Below are 18,300 nucleotides of genomic sequence, written 5' to 3' on the forward strand. Positions count from 1 at the left end.
TCACAGCACCGCCCGACGGGAAAAGTCGCGCAGGCGGAAACCCAGCAGCGCGAGCATACCGAAATAGGCCAGGAGACCGGCAACCACCAGCAGGCCGAGGCGCAGGAATCGCTCCAGCATGGCGCCCTGCTCCCAGGCCGGCAGCCAGTGCATCGTGGCCAGCAGCACCGCCGACATCGCCAGCACCGCGACCACCAGCTTGACCAGGAACTTCGCCCAGCCCGGTTGCGGCAGGTACAGACGCTGCTTGCGCAGTTGCCAGTAGAGCAGCCCGGCATTCAGGCAGGCCGCCAGGCCGATGGACAGGGCCAGGCCGGCATGCTGAAGCGGGCCGATGAAGGCCAGGTTCATCAGCTGGGTGGAAACCAGGGTGAAGAGCGCGATCTTCACTGGCGTACGGATGTTCTGCTGGGCATAGAAGCCCGGCGCAAGAACCTTGACCAGGATGATGCCGAGCAGGCCGACGGAGTAGGCGACCAGCGCGCGCTGGGTCATCGCCGCGTCCACCGTGGTGAACTTGCCGTACTGGAACAGCGAGACGGTCAGAGGTTCGGCGAGGATCGCCAGGGCCAGCGAACACGGCAGCACCAGCAGGAAGCACAGGCGCAGGCCCCAGTCGAGCAGGCGCGAGTACTCATGGCGATCCTTGTTCGAATAGGTCTTCGCCAGCATCGGCAGGAGGATCGTCCCCAGCGCCACGCCCAATACGCCGGAAGGCAGCTCCATCAGGCGGTCGGCGTAGTACATCCAGGACACCGAACCGGCTGCCAGGAACGAAGCGAAGATGGTGTTGATGATCAGCGAGATCTGGCTCACCGAGACCCCCAGGATGGCCGGCAGCATCAGCTTCATCACCCGCCAGACGCCGCTGTCCCTGAGGTTCAGGCGCGGCAGCACGAGCATGCCGATCTTCCTCAGGTGCGGCAGCTGATAGAGGAGCTGCAACAGGCCGCCGGCCAGCACCGCCCAGCCCAGCACCATGACCGGCGGATCGAAATAAGGCGTGAGGAACAGCGCGAAGCCGATCATTGCGACGTTCAGCAGGGTCGGCACGAAGGCCGGCACCGAGAAGCGGTTCCAGGTGTTGAGGATCGCGCCGGCCAGGGACGACAGCGAGATCAGCAATATATAAGGAAAGGTCACCCGCAGCAGGTCGGTGGTCAGGGCGAACTTTTCCGGGGTATCGGCGAAGCCCGGCGCGGTGACCCAGATAACCCAGGGCGCGGCGAGGATGCCGAGCGCCGTGACCAGCGCCAGCACCAGCGTGAGCAAGCCGGAAACGTAGGCGATGAAGGTCCGCGTCGCCTCCTCGCCCTGCTGGTTCTTGTACTCTGCCAGGATCGGCACGAAAGCCTGGGAAAACGCCCCCTCGGCGAAGATCCGCCGCAACAGGTTGGGCAGCTTGAAGGCGACGAAAAAGGCGTCGGTGGCGAGGCCGGCACCGAAGATCCGCGCCAGGATGGTATCGCGGACGAAGCCGAGGACCCGCGACAGCATGGTGATGGAACTCACCGCCGCCAATGATTTGAGAAGATTCATGGATGTCGGGCTGCCGGCATGTCGAAATTGATCCTGTCCAAGACCGCGACCGGCCGGGCCGGTTCATCGCGCGAGTGCGCCCTCGCCGCCGAACGGCGGTCCGCGAGGGCGCGCCGAGTGTAGAATGCGCGCCGGAATAAATCACCCGCAAGAAAGCAGGCGACATCCGTCGCCGATCTTTCCGGCCGCATGCGCAGCCCCTTGACAACCCCTGGAGGCGACGGCATTATTCGCGGCCTTAATTTGTTCGCTATTTACCCAGTTTTTTTCGAGGAGCTCGACGGTGGCCAACACACCTTCCGCCAAAAAACGCGCCAAACAGGCTGAGAAGCGTCGCAGCCACAACGCCAGCCTGCGCTCCATGGTGCGCACCTACATCAAGAACGTCGTGAAAGCCATCGACGCCAAGGACCTGGAAAAAGCCCAGGCCGCCTTCACCGCCGCTGTACCGGTGATCGACCGCATGGCTGACAAAGGCATCATCCACAAGAACAAGGCTGCTCGTCACAAGAGCCGTCTGAGCGGCCACATCAAGGCCCTCAGCACCGCTGCCGCCTAAGGCACGCCTTGCTCGAATAAAAAACCGGCCAATGGCCGGTTTTTTATTGCCCGCGACTCGCTCGCCTCAGCGAGCGGTCGGCCAGGGCATGAGGGGAATCGCCGTCACCGCGTTCTGCGGACTGCCCTCGATCACCCGGTCGCTGTAGACCAGATAGACCAAGGCATTGCGCTTGCGATCGAAGAAGCGCACCACCTGCATGCTTTTGAACACCAGCGAAGTGCGCTGCTTGAACACCTCTTCGCCATCCTTGAGTTCGCCACTGAACTGGATCGGCCCCACCTGGCGACAGGCGATCGACGCCTCGGCGCGATCCTCCGCCAGCCCCAGGCCGCCCTTGACCCCACCGGTCTTGGCGCGCGACAGATAGCAGGTCACGCCCTGCACCTTGGGATCGTCGAAAGCCTCGACGACAATCTTGTCGTTCGGCCCGACCCACTTGAACACCGTGGAAACCTCGCCGATCTCCTCCGCCCCGGCAAGCGCCGGCAACAGCAGCAGACCACCCAGCAACCCCGCGAGCTTGCGCATTCACCCTCTCCTCAGACCAGAACCAGATTGTCGCGATGCACCAGCTCCGGCCCATCCACGTAGCCGAGCAAGGCCTCGATGGCATCCGTCGGCTGACCGAGGATCTTCTGCGCCTCCAGCGCACTGTAGTTGACCAGGCCGCGCGCCACTTCGCGCCCGCCCTGGTCCACACAGACCACCATCTCGCCGCGACGGAAGCTGCCCTGGACCGCCTTGACCCCAACCGGCAACAGGCTCTTGTGATCCTGGCTCACCGCCTTCACCGCCCCATCGTCCAGCACCAGGGTGCCGCGCATCTGCAAGTGGCCGGCCAGCCACTGCTTGCGCGCCGCCTTGCGACTGCGATCAGGGGTCAACAGGGTGCCGAGGCGTTCGCCGGCGCGCAGGCGGTCGAGGACACGCTCGATACGCCCGCCGACGATCACCGTATGCCCGCCGGAACGCGCCGCCAGGCGCGCCGCCCGCAGCTTGGTCTGCATTCCGCCGCGCCCCAGGGCGCCGGCACTGCCGCCGGCCACCGCATCGAGCTGCGGATCATCGGCACGCGCCTCGTAGATCAGTTGGGCATCGGGATTGTTGCGCGGATCGGCGTCGAACATACCGTCGCGATCGGTAAGGATCACCAGCAGGTCGGCCTCGACCAGGTTGGCCACCAGTGCCGCCAGGGTGTCGTTGTCGCCGAAGCGGATCTCGTCGGTGACCACCGTGTCGTTCTCGTTGATCACCGGGACCACACCCAGCTCGACCAGGGTCCGCAGGGTGCTGCGGGCGTTCAGGTAGCGCTTGCGGTCGGAAAGGTCGTCATGGGTCAGCAACACCTGGGCGGTCTGCAGGCCATGCAGGGCGAAGCTGGACTCCCAGGCCTGCACCAACCCCATCTGTCCCACCGAGGCGGCGGCCTGGAGTTCGTGCATCGCGCTAGGTCGGGACACCCAGCCCAGGCGACTCATACCGGCGGCGACGGCGCCGGACGACACCAGCACCAGCTCGATGCCGGCGCAATGCAGCGCCACCATCTGCTCGACCCAAACGGCCATGGCATTGCGATCCAGCCCACGGCCATCGGCCGTCAGCAGGGCGCTACCGATCTTCACCACCCAGCGCCGCGCGCCAGTCACCTTGTCCCGCATACCCTCAACCTTAGAAGCCCAGGCTTCGACTCTTCAGCCCCGCCGGCCCGCCCGGCGGGGTATCACGCCATCAGGGAACGTAGAAGATCTCCGGACCGTCGCCGTCGTCTTCCTCATCATCGAAATCATCGTCATCCACCGCACCAGCGTTCTTCAGCCCCGAACGCCGCAGCGCGCGCGCATCGTCCAGGGCCTGCAGACGGGCCCGCGCCTCGTCCTCGATACGCCGGTCGAGTTCGGCCAGCTCCTCGGCATACTGCGGATCTTCTTCCAGGCGCAGGGTACGCTCGTCGAGATAGCGCATGATGTCCTGGCTGAGCGCCTCGGTGCCATCGCGCTCCAGGGCGGAGATCACATAGACCGGGCCTTCCCAGCCCAACCGCTCGATCACCGCCTGCTTGCGCGCCTCGCGCTCGGCCGGATCGAGGATCTGGTCCATCTTGTTCAGCACCAGCCAGCGCTCGCGCTCGGTCAGCGCCGGACTGAAGCGACCCAGCTCGCGAACGATGACCTCGGCGGCATCGGCCGGATCGCTTTCGTCCAGCGGCGCCATGTCCACCAGATGCAGGAGGATACGGGTCCGCGCCAGATGCTTGAGGAAGCGGATGCCCAGCCCGGCGCCTTCGGCGGCACCTTCGATCAGGCCGGGAATGTCGGCGACCACGAAGCTCTTGTAGCGACCGACGCTGACCACGCCGAGGTTCGGCACCAGGGTGGTGAACGGATAGTCGGCCACCTTCGGCTTGGCCGCGGACACTGCACGGATGAAAGTGCTCTTGCCGGCATTCGGCAGTCCCAGCAGGCCGACGTCGGCCAGCACCTTCAGTTCCAGCTTGAGGTCGCGCGCCTCACCCGGCTTGCCCGGGGTGGTCTGGCGCGGCGCCCGATTGGTACTGGATTTGAAACGGGTGTTACCGAGGCCGTGCCAGCCGCCCTGCGCGACCATCAGCCGCTGACCAGGCTCGGTCAGGTCGCCGATAATCTCCTGGGTATTGGCGTCGATCACGGTAGTACCGACCGGCACCGGCAGGATCAGGTCGTCGCCCTTGGCCCCGGTGCAGTCCTTGCTGCCGCCGTTCTCGCCGCGCTGGGCATCGAAACGGCGGGTGTAGCGATAGTCGACCAGGGTGTTCAGGTTGACGTCGGCTTCCAGGTAGATGGAACCGCCATCGCCACCGTCGCCGCCGTTGGGACCGCCCTTTTCGATGAACTTCTCGCGACGAAAGCTCATGAGGCCATTGCCGCCGTCACCGGCTTTCACGTGGATTGATACTTCATCGACGAATTTCATGGATATGCCTCCCACCACGAGGGCGGGTTAACAGAAAAAAAACATAGGATACAGGATGCCCCGAAAGCAGGGCATGGCCGGAAGCCGGCGCAGAAACAAAAAAGCCCCGTCGCGAGACAGGGCTTTTTCAGCGAGCTATTGCTTAGGCAGCAACGATGCTCACGTATTTGCGACCAAAGGCGCCTTTGGTCTCAAACTTGACCACGCCGTCCACTTTCGCGAACAGGGTGTGGTCCTTGCCCAGGCCAACGCCGTAACCGGCGTGGAATTTGGTGCCGCGCTGACGAACCAGGATGTTGCCAGCCTTTACAGCCTGGCCGCCGAACAGTTTCACGCCAAGGCGTTTACTTTCTGAGTCGCGGCCGTTGCGGGTAGAACCGCCAGCTTTTTTGTGTGCCATGAGTCATATCCTCCAGAAAGGAATTAGGCCTGAATGCCGGTGATCTTGATTTCAGTGAACCACTGGCGGTGGCCCTGACGCTTCATGTGGTGCTTACGACGGCGGAACTTGATGATGCGGACCTTGTCGTGACGGCCGTGGGAAACCACTTCAGCGGTAACCTTCGCACCTTCGACGACCGGCAGGCCGATTTTCACGTCTTCGCCATTGGCAACCAGCAGGACGCGGTCGAAATCGATCGCTTCGCCGGTAGCGACGTCGAGTTTCTCGACCTTGAGGAATTCGCCTTCGGTGACTTTGTGCTGCTTGCCACCGGTAACAATCACTGCGTACATGTGTATCTCCGTTAAACCTGCTCACCCGACGCTTTATAGAAGTAGGAATCGGCCGGCATGGCTGCATGGGGTCGGATCGGACGCCCGTGCAATTGCGTAAGGCAGGGTATGCCAAGGAAGTTCAGGGCCCGCGATTGTACGGAAAGGTCCAGGCCGAGGCAAGTGCCACGGGCCTTTCCTTGACAGTCCCCCCCCTGCCACCTAGCATGCCGCGCAATCTTTGTGGAGCTATTGTCACTGATGCAACCCCAGGCCTTCTACCGCGTGGTGGCGGAAGATTTCACCGCCGTCGACGGGATCATCCGTCGCCAACTCACCTCCCGCGTTCCCCTGGTGGAAAAGATCGGCGACTACATCATCTCCGCCGGCGGCAAGCGCCTGCGCCCGCTGCTGGTCCTGCTCGCCGGCAAGACCCTGGGCTACAAGGGCGACGACCTCTGCCTGCTGGCCGCCACCATCGAATTCCTGCACACCTCCACTCTGCTGCACGACGACGTCGTCGACGCCTCCGGCCTGCGCCGCGGCCGCTCCACCGCCAATGCCCTGTGGGGCAACGCGCCGAGCGTGCTGGTAGGCGACTTCCTTTATGCCCGCTCCTTCGAAATGATGGTCGAGCTGGGTTCCATGCCGGTCATGCGCATCATATCCCAGGCCACCCGGGTGATCGCCGAGGGCGAAGTGCTGCAATTGTCCAAGGTACGCGACGCCAGCACTACCGAAGAGACCTACATGGAAGTGATCCGCGGCAAGACCGCGATGCTTTTCGAGGCCTCGACCCACAGCGCCGCCGCGCTGTGCCAGGCCGGCGAGGAACAGTCCGAGGCACTGCGCCGCTTCGGCGACTACCTGGGAATCGCCTTCCAACTGGTGGACGACCTGCTCGACTACCGCGGCGACGCCGCGACCCTCGGCAAGAACGTCGGCGACGACCTCGCCGAAGGCAAGCCCACCCTGCCGCTGATCGTCACCATGCGCGACGGCACCGAGGAGCAGGCCGCGCTGGTACGCAAGGCCATCCAGCAAGGTGGCAGCCAGGACCTGGAGAGCGTCTGTGCCGCCGTCGAGGCTGCCGGCGCCCTGGACTATACCGCCAACCTCGCCCGCGACTACGCCGCCCGCGCCATCGCCTGCCTGGATACGCTGCCGGACAACGAATACCGCTCCGCCCTGGTCGAACTCAGCGAATTCGCTGTCGCCCGTACCCACTGAACCGGGCTCGACTTGTGACGAACGCCGCCGTTTTCACGGCGGCGTTTTCGTTTTGCGACGAAAGGCACGATCAAGACTTGCTATTACGATAATAAGAATTATTCTCATCTTACAGTCTTGTCACGGAGATGAGCGCCATGACTTATTTGATCGATGCCTGGCTTGATCGGCCACACCCCTACCTGCGGATCCTGCACCGGGAAACCGGGGAAATCTGCGCAGTCCTGGAAGAAGACGCGCTGGACGAACTGCGTGACCAGGGCGGCCTGGACCTGCACGAGTTGAACTCGAGCGAACCGCTGATCCTCAAGGAGCTGGTACGCAACCTGTTCCTCTTCTGCTACGCCCGCGCCCTGCGCTGAGCCTTTGCGATGACGCCAGGACGCGTCATCCGTGCGCCGCTGCCCGGGAGGCGGATCGCACGAACGGAGGCAAAGGCGCCTCCGGCCGGTTCCGGGAAGGTCACGGACGACCTTCCCGGAGTCACTTTCCTCATGTCCCGGTCTTTCCGCAACGCCTCGCCCGAGCACGCCGGCAGCCCCTCGCTGCGATAGGGATTCCTGCCTGATCCACATCAAGCCGACCTCGCCTGAAAGCCGTTACAACAGCGGCGTGACCGTCGTCCTGTCGACGGCCGCATAACGAAAAAAAGAATGGACCGTGGCCGAGGGGACCGCCCCAGGCCTACGCCTAAGGATGAGGAAATGCCTGCTTCTTTCCCGCGCCTCGGCTTGCTCGGCGCGCTGTGCTCCATCGTTCCCCTGCTCCATGCCAGCGAACCGACCACGGACGCTGCGCTCATCGAAAAAGGCCGCTACGTGGCCCAGCTCGGCGACTGCATCGCCTGCCATACCGGCCCGCAGGGCGCGCCGATGGCCGGCGGCCTGGAGCTGAAGACTCCAATGGGTACCATCTACTCGACCAACATCACTCCCGACCGGGAGACCGGCATCGGCCGCTACAGCTTCGAAGAGTTCGACCGCGCCATGCGCAAGGGGGTGACCGCCGAGGGAGTGAATCTCTATCCGGCGATGCCCTACCCGTCCTACGCCAAGATCAGCGAAGAAGACATGCGTGCGCTGTACGCCTACCTGATGCACGGCGTGCAACCCGTCACCCAGGCGAATACGCCGAGCGCGATGAGCTGGCCGTTCAACCAGCGCTGGGGCCTGTCGCTGTGGAACTGGGCGTTCCTCGACGACGCGCCGTTCACGCCCTCCAGCGACGCGGACCCGGCGATCAACCGCGGCGCCTACCTGGTACAGGGGCTCGGCCACTGCGGCGCCTGCCATACTCCGCGCGGCATCGCCTTCCAGGAAAAAGCCATGAGCGAAGCCGGTCGTTCCGGGCAGTTCTACCTCGCCGGCGAAACCGTCGAACAATGGCAAGCGCTGAGCCTGCGCAACCTGTGGACGGTGGAGGACACCGTGCAGTTGCTGAAGACCGGGCAGAACCGCTTCGCCACGGTGTCCGGCAGCATGACCGATGTCATCCACCACAGCACCCAGCACTTCAGCGACGACGATCTGCTGGCCATCGCCAGCTACCTGAAGTCCCTGCCGGCCGGCAAGGACGACCTGCCCATGCCCGACAGCGAACGCCCACTGGCAGCACCGGTCGACCTGTACAGCTCGCGGGGCGGTCTCGGCTACGCGCAGTTCTGCTCCGACTGCCACCGCAAGGACGGCAGCGGCGTCCCGGGTATGTTCCCTCCGCTGGCCGGCAACCCCACGGTCGCTTCGGCCAACCCGAGCACGCTACTGCATATCACCCTTACCGGCTGGAAAACCGCGGAGACCGCAACCCACTCGCGGGTCTACACCATGCCCGGCTTCGCCCAGCTGGAAGACCGCGAAATCGCCGAAATCCTCAGCTTCGTCCGCAGCAGTTGGGGCAACCAGGGTTCGTCGATCGATGCCGGCCAGGTGAAGAAACTGCGCCAGCAGATCGAGGCCGGCAACGGCCCGGCCACGACCTTCGTCTCTCCACGCCTGGCGGACATGCTCGCGGCGCCGAACGCCGAACAGGTGGTACGCGGCATGCGCCTGCACCTGGAGACCCGCGAGCTGCTGCCGGCGAACGTCGGCAACCAGTTGAACTGCACCAGTTGCCACCTGAACGCCGGAACCGTAGCCGACGGCTCGCCCTTCGTCGGCGTCTCGGCGTTCTTCCCCAGCTACGCGCCCCGGGCGGGCAAGGTCATCGGCCTGGAGGAGCGCATCAACGGCTGCTTCCGGCGCTCGATGAACGGTAAGCCTCTGCCGCCGGACTCTGCCGACATGCAGGCGATGGTGGCCTACTTCGACTGGATGAAGAACAACACCCGGCCGCAGGACAAGGTCGCCGGCCGCGGCGTCGGCAAGGTCGACCCGGCGCTGAAGCCCGACCCAGAGAACGGCCGCAAGGTCTACGCCCGACAATGCGCGGTGTGTCATGGCGAGAATGGCGAGGGGCTGAGGAACAGCGCCGGCGAGATGCTCTTCCCACCGCTGTGGGGCGACGAGTCGTTCAATATCGGCGCCGGCATGGCGCGGACCTTCACCGCTGCCGCCTTCGTCAAGCACAACATGCCGATCGGCTTCCAGGAACGCTTCCCGCTCGGCCAGGGCGGCCTCAGCGACCAGGACGCAGTGGACGTCGCGGAGTACTTTTCGCACCAGCCGCGCCCGGACTTCCCGGACAAGATCAAGGACTGGCCGAAGGACAAGCGTCCGCTGGATGCCCGCTACTGATGCCGCAATGAAAAACGCCCCGTCGATGCGTCGACGGGGCGTTTCACTCCTTCCTGGGGCCGATGCGCCTCAGAGGATTTCCAGCAGTTCGACGTCGAACACCAGCACGCTGTGCGGAGGAATGCTGCCGACCGCCTGGCCGCCATAGGCCAGTTCGCTCGGTACGTGCAGGCGCCACTTGGAGCCGGCGTTCATCAGTTGCAGCGCTTCGACCCAGCCGGCGATCACGCCGCCCACCGGGAACTCGGCCGGCTGGCCGCGCTGGTAGGAGCTGTCGAATACGGTGCCGTCGATCAGGGTGCCGTGGTAGTGGGTGCGCACGGTATCCTCGCGGGAAGGCTTGGCGCCCTCGCCAGTACTCAGCACTTCGAATTGCAGGCCCGACGGCAGCACGGTCACGCCTTCGCGCTTGGCGTTCTCGGCCAGGTAGGCGCGGCCTTCGCCAGCGGCGGCTTCGGCCTTGGCCTGGGCTTCGGCCTGCATGCGTTCGCGGATCACCTGGAAGCTGGCCGACAGCGCCTCGCCGGAAACCCGGCTGTCGATACCTGCGAACGCATCGGACAGGCCGGCCAGGACTGCGTCCAGGGTCATGCCTGGAACCGGATTCTCGCGCAGTTGGTCGCCCAGTTGACGGCCGATGCCGTAGCTGACACGGGCTTCGTCAGTGGTCAGGTTGAGTTCGCTCATGGCGGTGCTCCGCTGTGGGGTCGAAAAAGGGCGGCCAGCCTAGCACAGAAGGCCCTTCCCCCCTACCGGCGCAGCCGCTTGTGCTCAACCCTGGCGGATCGACAGCGGCAGCCCGCCGATAAACGAACCCGACTCGGCCAGGAGGCCACACATCTCGTCATCGACATCGGCGCACACCAACTCCACCGGAACCCTGTCCAGCCCGCGCAGTACCTGGCGCGCATGCTCCACGGAGCGCAGGCTGACCGGCTGGCCGAGATCGTCCTCCACCGGATAGGCGCGGCCGCCCATCTGCGCCTCCAGGACATAGATGCCACCCTCCAGCGACACCAGGTGCAAGGCGTCGATATGTCCAGCCTGGACCCGGCCGGCGAGATCCTGCATGTTCATCGCGAACCTCTCGAGGTTGCGCAGGCAGCGGAAGCCTCCAGGTTTCCGCCAACCGCCTCGGTCCCGACAGCGCCGGCCCGATTCCCGGCATCGTCCGGCCGCCAGGCCCCGACGATGCGAAGGACGCCCGCTCCCGGCGTCCGCCCGATATCACAGGAAAGTCTTGCCCAGGCACCAGGCAACGCAAGCCGGAAACGCCGCCGCCCGTCCGTTTTACAACGGCCGGGCGGCGCGAGCGAAACACTGGAGAGGGTCGTCAGTGACGGGTCTGCTTATCCAGGTAGCCCATGGCGAACGCCGAGAGCACGAAGGTCATGTGGATGATCACGTACCACATCAGCTTGTTGTCCGGCACATTCTTCGCGTCCATGAAGATGCGCAACAAGTGGATCGAAGAGATCGCCACGATGGAGGCGGCCACCTTGTTCTTCAGCGAGCCGGAATCCATCTTGCCCAGCCAGCTGAGCTTTTCCTTGCCTTCGTCGATGTCCAGTTGCGAAACGAAGTTCTCGTAGCCGGAGATCATCACCATGACCAGCAGGCCGCCGACCAGAGCCATGTCGATCAGCGAGAGCAGGACCAGGATCAGGTCGGCCTCGGCCATCGCGAAGATGTTCGGGATGACGTGGAATATTTCCTGGAAGAACTTGATGGTCAACGCCAGCAGCGCCAGCGACAGGCCCATGTAGATGGGAGCCAGCAGCCAGCGCGAGGCGTACATGGCGTTTTCGAAAAAGCGTTCCATGGTCTCTTGTGTGTATGTGCAGGGGGAAATGGGGCGGCGAGTATAACGCAGCGGCCGGCGGTTTTTATCCAGAAAATCTGTGGATAAATATGTGCACCGAGCCGGGATGGATCCCGCCAGCGATGATGGCACGGGGCCTTGACCGGATTGCTCAGGCTTTGCCCAGGCGCCGCTCAGGATTCCGGGCGAAACAGGTAGTCGCCGACATGCGGCCGTCGTTCGCCATTGAGTCGGCGCAGTTCGCCCTGCAGGTGCAGGCGCCAGATCGGCGGGTCGACGGCTTCGATATAGCCTTGCTGGGCCAGGCAGTCGGCAATCGCCTGCAACACCCCTTCGGCCACCAGCGGTCCGTGGAAGGGGCCCTGGGCCTTGATCGCCGAAGGCTGGGAGCCGGACATGCCGGCGGCGCAAAGCAGGGTCCAGAGTCCGTTCTCTCCGGCCAGCGGCCTGACCACGCATTCGATTCGCGTGGTCAGCCCCAGACAAGGGCGGATGAGGCAGAGGTTACGCGGCATGGCGGCATCCTCACGGGGGTTCCCAGTTTTGAGCCTACACCTGCCGCCAGGTTCCGCATAGCGCCGGCGGGAACTTGTCCACAGGGCTGAAACGCACGAGGGCGGGGCTTTCCAGCCCCGCCCTCGGCAGGTTCCGGCAACGCGCCGGACTCAGTCCTTCTTCGCCGCGGCCTTGTCCTTCGCCGCGACGGTCTCTTTCTCCGCCGGCTTGTCCTTTTCCTTGTCGTCCTCTTCCATGCCGAGTTCGGATATCTCCTGCAAGCGCGCCACGACCAGATCGTTCACGCTGCCTTTCGGGAAGCGTCCCTTCTCGTCCTGGGCACCGACCGGCTTGCCCACCAGCAGCGCCAGCGCCTCGTCCACCTCACGCACCGCGTAGACGTGGAACTGCCCGGCGCGCACCGCCTGCAATACGCGCTCGTCCAGCATCAGGGTGGTGACGTTGGCGCGCGGGATGATCACGCCCTGCTCGCCGGTCAGGCCGCGCGCTTCGCAGAGGCGGAAGAAGCCCTCGATCTTCTCGTTGACGCCGCCGACCGCCTGCACCTCGCCGAACTGGTTGATCGAGCCGGTAATGGCGAAGCACTGCTTCAAGGGCGTCCGCGACAGTGCTGAGATCAGCGTGCAGACCTCGCCGAGCGAGGCGCTGTCGCCGTCCACGTAGCCGTAGGATTGTTCCAGGGCGATGCTGGCGGAGATTTCCAGGGGGAACTCCTGGGCGTAGCGGCTACCCAGGTAGCCGGTGAGGATCATCACGCCCTTGGAGTGGATCGGCTGGCCGAGGTTGACCTCGCGCTCGATGTCGACGATGCCGCTGCTGCCCGGATAGACGGTCGCGGAAATCCGCGCCGGCACGCCGAACACCGAGTCGCCCACCTCCAGCACGGTCAGTCCGTTGCACTTGCCGACCGCGGCGCCAGCGGTGTCGATCAGGATGATCCCCGCCAGCATGTCGTCGAGGATCCGCGCCGACACTCGTCCGGTGCGGGTCTGCTTGGCCTTGAGGGCACGCTCGATGTGGCCGAGCTGGATCACCTCCTCGTTCGCCAGCTGACGGATGAAATCGGCTTCGCTGACCAACTGGAACAGGTCGCCGATCCGTGCCGAAAGCCGCCCCTGGTGCTCGGCCAGGCGCGCGCTGTAGGTCGCCAGTCGCGCCACCGCCGCGCCGCTGAGGGGCGCCATGCCCTCTTCCGAGGTGCGCGTCTTGAGCAACTGGGCGAACTGTTCGAGGCTGTCCTCGCCCAGCGGGATGTCCTCGTCGAAGTCCACCAGTACCCGGAACATCTCCTGGAAGTCCGGATCGAGGTCCTGCAGGGTGTAGTAGATCTGCCGCGAGCCGATGATGATCACCTTCAGTTGCAGCGGGATCACCTGGGGGGTCAGGGAAACCGCAGCCAGGCGGCCGAGTTCGGCCAGCGGCGACTCCATCTTCAACTGGCGCGACTGCAGGGCACGCTTGAGCGCGTCCCAGACGAACGGCTCGCCAAGCATCTTTTCCGCTTCCAGGATCAGGAAGCCGCCGTTGGCCCGGTGCAGCGCCCCCGGACGCAACTGCCGGTAGCTGGTGTAGAGCGCCCCCTGGTCGGAGCTGTACTCGATGCGGCCGAACAGGTTGTCGTAGGTCGGGTGCGACTCGAACACCACCGGCGCGCCGCTGGTCGCGTGATGGACGATGGCCTGGTTCGGCGCGTACTGCTCGATCAGCCCTTGCTTGCGCTGGGCGTCGGTGCGGCTGTCGTCGACCAGTTGGTCGACCACGGTCTTCAGCAGGTTCAGTTGCATCGCCTGCAGGTAGGCGCAGACGCCCGGGTTGTTGTTGTACTTCTCCACCAGAGGCGCCAGCAGGGGCTGCAGGGCCAGGGTGATGGTTTCCTCGTTGAGCTCGCGCAACTGGTTGCTCGACTCGCGCTTCCACTGCGGCAGGCTCGCCAGTTCCTCGTTGAGGTACTCCTCGAGGGCGGCGATATCCTTGTGGAAACGCTCGCGCTCGGCTTCGGGCAACTGGGCGAATTCGGCCTCGTCGAGGGCCTTGCCGTCCTTCATCGGGGTGAAGGCGACGTTGGCGCTGTCGCGGTACAGCGCCACGTCCTTCTCCAGGGCGCGCCGCTCCACCGAGTCCAGGGCGCGGTCGTAGCGCTGGTTGAAAGCGCGGTCGACGGCGTTCTTCTTCTGCTGGTAGGCCGGATGCTCGAAGACCGCCGGGAAGGTCGACATCAGGTTGTCGATCAGACGGTCGATGTCGGCGCTGAACTCGGTCGCGCTGCCCGGCGGCAGCTCGATCACCCGAGGTTCGCGCGGCTCGTCGAAATTGTTCAGGTAGACCCAGTCGGAGGGCGTGGCGACGCGCTTGCCCTCGGCTTGCAGGTAGCGTTTGACGAAGGAGAAGCGTCCGGTCCCCGGCTCGCCCATGACGAATACGTTGTAACCCGGACGCGGCATCGCCACACCGAACTGCAGCGCCTCGACCGCACGCTCCTGGCCCAGCACGCCGCGGAAGGGCTCCAGGTCATCGGTGGTGTCGAAGGCGAATTGCTCGGGAGCGAACGGGCGGGTCAGTTCTTCTGGCGCCAGGCGCAGGCCGGCAGCGACGGAATCGGGCATCGGGAATCCTTGCATCGGGCGGCAGATCGCCGCGGGGTGTCGTCGCCCGCATTCTCCCCCCAGCCTCGCGCCACTGACAAGGCGCGGATGGCGCTATCTCACCGATGTACCAGGTCGGCGCAGCGCAGGCAGTATTCCGCCGCAGGCAGGGCGGCCAGGCGCGCCGGTTCGATGGCCTCGCCACAGCGCTCGCACTGGCCGTAGCGACCTTCCGCCAGGCGCAGGCGGGCCAGGCCGACCTGGCGCATCCCCGCCTCCGCCTCGGCGAGCAGGCCTTCGAGCACTTCGTCGTTCTGGCGCTGCACCGCCTGCTCGGCAAAGTCCGGCGAATGGCTGCGCGCCAGGTCCCGGCGGATCGCCGCGGCGCGTGCCGCGTACTCGGTCGCCAGGGTTTCCAGGGCGGTAGCGGGGTCGAAAGCGCTCATATCCACCTCCTGCATGAGGAACGGCTGACCAAGGCCGGTTTCGCTCAGACCGACCAGAACTTTCCCAAGTCTGGACGGTTCCAAGCGGATTGCCGCTGACGCCGGTCAATTTTCGCCCGGCATTGCGCGCTGCCACCCATTCGGTGCCTTGACACCCCGGTGGCATTCCGAAAAGCTCACGGCGTCGCTGGCCCGCTCCAGATGGCTCCGATCCACCTCAAGAGAGAACAAACGATGAAACGGATTCTGCTCGGTACCCTGTTCGCCGCCGCCTCCTTCAACGCTTTCGCCGACGCTCCCGGCGGCGCCGGCTGCGGCTGGGGCAACATGCTCTTCAAAGGCCAGCGCGGCGTGGCCACCCACGTGGTCGCGGCGACCACCAACGGCACTTCCGGCAACAACACCTTCGGCATGACCACCGGCACCAACGGCTGCCATACCAACGGCGCGCTGTCCTATGGCGGCAAGCCCCTGCTGGTGCTCGGCAGCATGATGGACGAGCTGTCCGAAGACATGGCCAAGGGCAATGGCGAAGCGCTGACCACCTATGCCGTGGTGCTGGGCGTGCAACCGCAGGACCGCGAGCACTTCGCCGCCGTCACCCACGAGCATTTCTCCGAGATCTTCAACAAGTCCGACGCCACCGCCGCCGACGTCTATGCCAACACCCAGGCGATCCTGAAACAGGACGCCCGCCTGGCCAAGTACGCCGAGCAGGCCTGAGCCTCGCCGCCTGCCCGTTCGCGGGCAGGCCCCTTTCCCCAAGCATTAAGCCTTGCCGATGCCGAAACGCCTGTTGCCCTGGATGGCGCTGTGCGCCTGCTCCCCCCTTCTGGCTGCGCCCACGGTTCCCGAGGCCCGCCTCCAGCAACTGGCCGCCGATCCCTACTGGATCGCCCTCGGCCACTACGAACGCGGCAAGCTCGGCGGTTGGCGCAGCTACGTCGACGACGAGCGGTTCTTCCTCGCCGACAACGGCGAGAGCCACCCGGACGCCGAACTGGCGGCCACGCTAAAGGCGCTCTATGCCTCGCCCAGCCTTGGCGACAAGCATGCCCAGTGCGTCTACCCGGCGCGCACCCGCTGGCTGCGCCAGCAACTGCAACTCGACGACCTGCCGCAGCCGCAGTGCGGCGAATACGACAACTGGTACCGCGACATCAACCCGCACAGCGCGGTGCTGGTGTTCCCCGCGGCCTACCTGAACAGCCCGTCGTCGATGTTCGGCCACACCCTGCTGCGCATCGACCAGGCCGACGTCACCAGCAACAACACTGCCCTGCTCAGCTACGCGCTGAACTTCGGCGCCTACATCGAAGGCATGGACAACAGCATCCTCTATGCCTGGAAAGGCCTGATGGGCGGCTATCCCGGCCTGTTCGCGCTGGTCCCGTACCGGGAGAAGCTGGCCGAGTACAGCCGCCTGGAGAACCGCGACCTCTGGGAATACAAGCTGAACCTGACGCCCGAGGAGACCGGGCGCATGGTCGAACACGTCTGGGAACTCAAGCAGGTCCGCTTCGACTACTACTTCTTCGACGAGAACTGTTCGTTCCGCCTGCTCGAACTGATGGAGATCGCCCGCCCGGGCATCGAGCTGACCGAGCAGTTCCCGCTTACCGCGATCCCCACCGACACCGTCCGCGCGGTGAAGAACGCCGGGCTGATCGAGCGCATCGACTACCGGCCGTCGCGCGAGAAGGAACTGCTCGCCCGCGCCGAACCGCTCGACCATGCCGAGCGCGACTGGGCCAAGCGCCTGGCGGACGACGACAGCCTGCTCGACGCTCCCGACTTCAAGGCCCTGCCGATGCCGCGCCAGGCGCTGATCCAGGACGCCGCCTTCCGTCTGGTGCGCTACCGCGCCACCGGTCAGGCGCGTGACAGCGGCATCGCCTCGCGCAGCTACAACCTGTTGCGTGCGATCAACCGCAACCCACCGCCGGACCTCCAGGTCGAGCGCCCCGGCCAGCCGGAAGACGGCCACGAGTCACGGACCTGGCAGTTCGGCGTCGGCAGCCGCGATGACCGCGCCTTCGCCGAGTACGGCCTGCGCATGGCCTACCATGACCTCGCCGATAACGCCTATGGCTTCCCCCTCGGCGCGCAGATCGAGATCGGCCAGCTCAAGCTGCGCCAGTACGAAGGCAACCGCTGGCAGTTGCAGAATCTCGACCTGGTCACCATCCGCTCGCTGACCCCGCGCAACCAGTTGCTCAAGCCGCTGTCCTGGCAGGTCGCCGGCGGCCTGGAGCGGGTGCCGGGCGAGGACGGCGACGAAAATCTGGTCAGCCACCTCAACGGCGGCGCCGGCGGCAGCTGGATGTTCGGCGACGACCTGCTGCTCTACGCCATGGGCACCGCGCGGATCGAGAACAACAGGGACTTCGCCGCCGCCATCGCCCCGGCGGTGGGCTTCGACAGCGGCTTGCTGTGGCGCAACCCGTTGGGCAACCTGACCCTGGAGGCCAAGGGCGACTACTTCCACAACGGCGAAGTGCGCCGCAGCCTGGGCTTCGTCCAGCAGGTGGAGCTGGGCCGCGACCTCGGCCTGCGCCTGAGCGCCGAACGCGAGTTCAGCCATGTCGGCAAGCCGATCAACGAGGTCAAGCTGGAGCTGCGCTGGTACTACTACTGAGCCAGCCTCCGGCGCACCTCCATCAGGGCGAAGCCGAGCAGGTTGAGGCCTTGCCAGGTCGCCGGCTCGGCTGCCAGGGGATCGCTCGCGGCCAGGCCGATGCCCCAGATCGCGTCCACCGGGCTGGCCTCGACCAGCACCCGGTCGGCGGTGCCCAGAAGGTATTTCTTCAGCGAAGCGTTCTGGCCGAACTTGCCGAGGTTGCCTTCGATCACGATTCCCACCCGCTCGGCGTTCCAGCGTGCCTCGTCGAAGCCGGCGACTTCGCGGCCGAGGGCCTTCGCCTCGCCTGGGCTGCGCGCCGCCAGGATGCGCTCGAGCAGCCTGGAGTCGTCGAACAAGCGTGCCTTGGCCGCCATCATGTAATGCTCGGCGCTGGCGTAGCGCACCCCGTCGAGCTTGAACGAAGCCTCGTACCACTGGCTGAAACAGCTCTTGCCGACCTTGTCATCCGTCGCCGGGCGATGTCCCCAGAAATACAGGTATTTGAAGCTTTCGCCGGCCGCGCAGCGCTGGCGCAGCCGCTCGACGTCCATTATCTCGCTCATCGGCATTCGTCCCTGGAGCCCG

General features: G+C 65.3%; 19 protein-coding genes. 6 read left to right on the forward strand and 13 right to left on the reverse strand.

What is annotated here, in order from left to right; translation table 11 throughout:
* On the reverse strand, positions 1-1,539 hold the full coding sequence (gene murJ, locus VQ067_RS25055; protein WP_003102622.1) for a murein biosynthesis integral membrane protein MurJ: 1,539 nt from the start codon (positions 1,537-1,539) through the stop codon (positions 1-3).
* A 283-nt stretch (positions 1,540-1,822) separates the two neighbouring features.
* On the opposite strand from murJ, the gene rpsT reads away from it, so the two are divergent.
* A complete protein-coding gene (rpsT, locus tag VQ067_RS25060) occupies positions 1,823-2,098 on the forward strand; it encodes a 30S ribosomal protein S20 (RefSeq protein ID WP_003094744.1) in 276 nt (91 codons plus the stop codon).
* Positions 2,099-2,164: 66 nt separating this feature from the next.
* On the opposite strand, the gene VQ067_RS25065 is transcribed toward rpsT, so the two are convergent.
* The 5 genes from VQ067_RS25065 to rplU all read right to left on the reverse strand — a co-directional run bounded on the left by VQ067_RS25065 (position 2,165) and on the right by rplU (position 5,785).
* Entirely contained in the window at positions 2,165-2,629 is a 465-nt protein-coding gene (locus VQ067_RS25065; RefSeq protein WP_003094746.1) for a CreA family protein, read from the reverse strand.
* Positions 2,630-2,640: 11 nt separating this feature from the next.
* Entirely contained in the window at positions 2,641-3,759 is a 1,119-nt protein-coding gene (proB, locus tag VQ067_RS25070) for a glutamate 5-kinase (RefSeq protein WP_003094756.1), read from the reverse strand.
* Between the two features lie 70 nt (positions 3,760-3,829).
* Entirely contained in the window at positions 3,830-5,050 is a 1,221-nt protein-coding gene (gene cgtA / locus VQ067_RS25075; RefSeq protein ID WP_003094758.1) for an Obg family GTPase CgtA, read from the reverse strand.
* A 142-nt stretch (positions 5,051-5,192) separates the two neighbouring features.
* Positions 5,193-5,450 carry a 50S ribosomal protein L27 gene (gene rpmA / locus VQ067_RS25080; protein WP_003094760.1) on the reverse strand — a complete coding sequence of 86 codons (258 nt, stop codon included), beginning with the start codon at positions 5,448-5,450 and terminating at the stop codon, positions 5,193-5,195.
* Between the two features lie 23 nt (positions 5,451-5,473).
* Positions 5,474-5,785 carry a 50S ribosomal protein L21 gene (gene rplU / locus VQ067_RS25085; protein ID WP_003094761.1) on the reverse strand — a complete coding sequence of 104 codons (312 nt, stop codon included), beginning with the start codon at positions 5,783-5,785 and terminating at the stop codon, positions 5,474-5,476.
* A gap of 240 nt (positions 5,786-6,025) precedes the next feature.
* Here rplU and VQ067_RS25090 point away from each other — a divergent pair, with 240 nt between their 5' ends.
* The 3 genes from VQ067_RS25090 (at position 6,026) to VQ067_RS25100 (ending at position 9,726) form a co-directional block, all read left to right on the forward strand.
* Positions 6,026-6,994, forward strand: a complete 969-nt coding sequence (locus tag VQ067_RS25090) for a polyprenyl synthetase family protein (RefSeq protein WP_003094763.1) — start codon at positions 6,026-6,028, stop codon at positions 6,992-6,994.
* A gap of 137 nt (positions 6,995-7,131) precedes the next feature.
* Positions 7,132-7,356, forward strand: a complete 225-nt coding sequence (locus VQ067_RS25095; protein ID WP_003094765.1) for a PA4570 family protein — start codon at positions 7,132-7,134, stop codon at positions 7,354-7,356.
* Between the two features lie 342 nt (positions 7,357-7,698).
* Entirely contained in the window at positions 7,699-9,726 is a 2,028-nt protein-coding gene (locus tag VQ067_RS25100; protein WP_003111134.1) for a c-type cytochrome, read from the forward strand.
* A gap of 69 nt (positions 9,727-9,795) precedes the next feature.
* Here the strand turns inward: VQ067_RS25100 and VQ067_RS25105 are convergent, their stop codons facing one another.
* From VQ067_RS25105 to VQ067_RS25130, 6 genes are all read right to left on the reverse strand, one after another.
* The gene (locus tag VQ067_RS25105) at positions 9,796-10,413 is read right to left on the reverse strand and encodes an FKBP-type peptidyl-prolyl cis-trans isomerase (protein ID WP_003094769.1); all 618 of its coding nucleotides are present in this window, start codon (positions 10,411-10,413) and stop codon (positions 9,796-9,798) included.
* 84 nt (positions 10,414-10,497) lie between these two features.
* Positions 10,498-10,803 carry a DUF6482 family protein gene (locus VQ067_RS25110; RefSeq protein ID WP_003094771.1) on the reverse strand — a complete coding sequence of 102 codons (306 nt, stop codon included), beginning with the start codon at positions 10,801-10,803 and terminating at the stop codon, positions 10,498-10,500.
* A 256-nt stretch (positions 10,804-11,059) separates the two neighbouring features.
* A complete protein-coding gene (locus tag VQ067_RS25115; RefSeq protein WP_003094773.1) occupies positions 11,060-11,548 on the reverse strand; it encodes a TIGR00645 family protein in 489 nt (162 codons plus the stop codon).
* A 173-nt stretch (positions 11,549-11,721) separates the two neighbouring features.
* Positions 11,722-12,063: a PA4575 family protein gene (locus VQ067_RS25120; protein WP_003094775.1), complete on the reverse strand. Its 342-nt coding sequence runs from the start codon at positions 12,061-12,063 to the stop codon at positions 11,722-11,724.
* A gap of 150 nt (positions 12,064-12,213) precedes the next feature.
* Complete coding sequence (locus tag VQ067_RS25125; RefSeq protein WP_003094777.1) at positions 12,214-14,667, reverse strand: Lon protease family protein; 2,454 nt, start codon at positions 14,665-14,667, stop codon at positions 12,214-12,216.
* Positions 14,668-14,765: 98 nt separating this feature from the next.
* Positions 14,766-15,092, reverse strand: a complete 327-nt coding sequence (locus VQ067_RS25130) for a TraR/DksA family transcriptional regulator (protein WP_003112819.1) — start codon at positions 15,090-15,092, stop codon at positions 14,766-14,768.
* A gap of 234 nt (positions 15,093-15,326) precedes the next feature.
* Between VQ067_RS25130 and VQ067_RS25135 the strand changes: the two genes are divergently transcribed.
* On the forward strand, positions 15,327-15,815 hold the full coding sequence (locus tag VQ067_RS25135; protein WP_003094783.1) for a DUF3015 domain-containing protein: 489 nt from the start codon (positions 15,327-15,329) through the stop codon (positions 15,813-15,815).
* Between the two features lie 58 nt (positions 15,816-15,873).
* Entirely contained in the window at positions 15,874-17,730 is a 1,857-nt protein-coding gene (locus VQ067_RS25140; protein WP_003094784.1) for an Lnb N-terminal periplasmic domain-containing protein, read from the forward strand.
* Here the strand turns inward: VQ067_RS25140 and VQ067_RS25145 are convergent.
* Positions 17,724-18,278, reverse strand: a complete 555-nt coding sequence (locus VQ067_RS25145; RefSeq protein ID WP_003134970.1) for an NADAR family protein — start codon at positions 18,276-18,278, stop codon at positions 17,724-17,726. The genes VQ067_RS25140 and VQ067_RS25145 overlap by 7 nt on opposite strands.
* Positions 18,279-18,300: the final 22 nt, after the last annotated feature.

It is taken from the genome of Pseudomonas sp. KBN12P06040, from assembly GCF_037574965.1.
Taxonomy (GTDB): Bacteria; Pseudomonadota; Gammaproteobacteria; order Pseudomonadales; family Pseudomonadaceae; genus Pseudomonas; species Pseudomonas aeruginosa.

What these genes read in the sequence shown, in the direction of transcription:
- murJ (WP_003102622.1), bottom strand. Translation starts at nt 1,539, where the DNA reads ATGAATCTTCTCAAATCATTGGCGGCGGTGAGTTCCATCACCATGCTG.
- VQ067_RS25065 (WP_003094746.1), bottom strand. Translation starts at nt 2,629, where the DNA reads ATGCGCAAGCTCGCGGGGTTGCTGGGTGGTCTGCTGCTGTTGCCGGCG.
- proB (WP_003094756.1), bottom strand. Translation starts at nt 3,759, where the DNA reads ATGCGGGACAAGGTGACTGGCGCGCGGCGCTGGGTGGTGAAGATCGGT.
- cgtA (WP_003094758.1), bottom strand. Translation starts at nt 5,050, where the DNA reads ATGAAATTCGTCGATGAAGTATCAATCCACGTGAAAGCCGGTGACGGC.
- rpmA (WP_003094760.1), bottom strand. Translation starts at nt 5,450, where the DNA reads ATGGCACACAAAAAAGCTGGCGGTTCTACCCGCAACGGCCGCGACTCA.
- rplU (WP_003094761.1), bottom strand. Translation starts at nt 5,785, where the DNA reads ATGTACGCAGTGATTGTTACCGGTGGCAAGCAGCACAAAGTCACCGAA.
- VQ067_RS25090 (WP_003094763.1), top strand. Translation starts at nt 6,026, where the DNA reads ATGCAACCCCAGGCCTTCTACCGCGTGGTGGCGGAAGATTTCACCGCC.
- VQ067_RS25095 (WP_003094765.1), top strand. Translation starts at nt 7,132, where the DNA reads ATGACTTATTTGATCGATGCCTGGCTTGATCGGCCACACCCCTACCTG.
- VQ067_RS25100 (WP_003111134.1), top strand. Translation starts at nt 7,699, where the DNA reads ATGCCTGCTTCTTTCCCGCGCCTCGGCTTGCTCGGCGCGCTGTGCTCC.
- VQ067_RS25105 (WP_003094769.1), bottom strand. Translation starts at nt 10,413, where the DNA reads ATGAGCGAACTCAACCTGACCACTGACGAAGCCCGTGTCAGCTACGGC.
- VQ067_RS25110 (WP_003094771.1), bottom strand. Translation starts at nt 10,803, where the DNA reads ATGAACATGCAGGATCTCGCCGGCCGGGTCCAGGCTGGACATATCGAC.
- VQ067_RS25115 (WP_003094773.1), bottom strand. Translation starts at nt 11,548, where the DNA reads ATGGAACGCTTTTTCGAAAACGCCATGTACGCCTCGCGCTGGCTGCTG.
- VQ067_RS25120 (WP_003094775.1), bottom strand. Translation starts at nt 12,063, where the DNA reads ATGCCGCGTAACCTCTGCCTCATCCGCCCTTGTCTGGGGCTGACCACG.
- VQ067_RS25125 (WP_003094777.1), bottom strand. Translation starts at nt 14,667, where the DNA reads ATGCCCGATTCCGTCGCTGCCGGCCTGCGCCTGGCGCCAGAAGAACTG.
- VQ067_RS25130 (WP_003112819.1), bottom strand. Translation starts at nt 15,092, where the DNA reads ATGAGCGCTTTCGACCCCGCTACCGCCCTGGAAACCCTGGCGACCGAG.
- VQ067_RS25135 (WP_003094783.1), top strand. Translation starts at nt 15,327, where the DNA reads ATGAAACGGATTCTGCTCGGTACCCTGTTCGCCGCCGCCTCCTTCAAC.
- VQ067_RS25140 (WP_003094784.1), top strand. Translation starts at nt 15,874, where the DNA reads ATGCCGAAACGCCTGTTGCCCTGGATGGCGCTGTGCGCCTGCTCCCCC.
- VQ067_RS25145 (WP_003134970.1), bottom strand. Translation starts at nt 18,278, where the DNA reads ATGAGCGAGATAATGGACGTCGAGCGGCTGCGCCAGCGCTGCGCGGCC.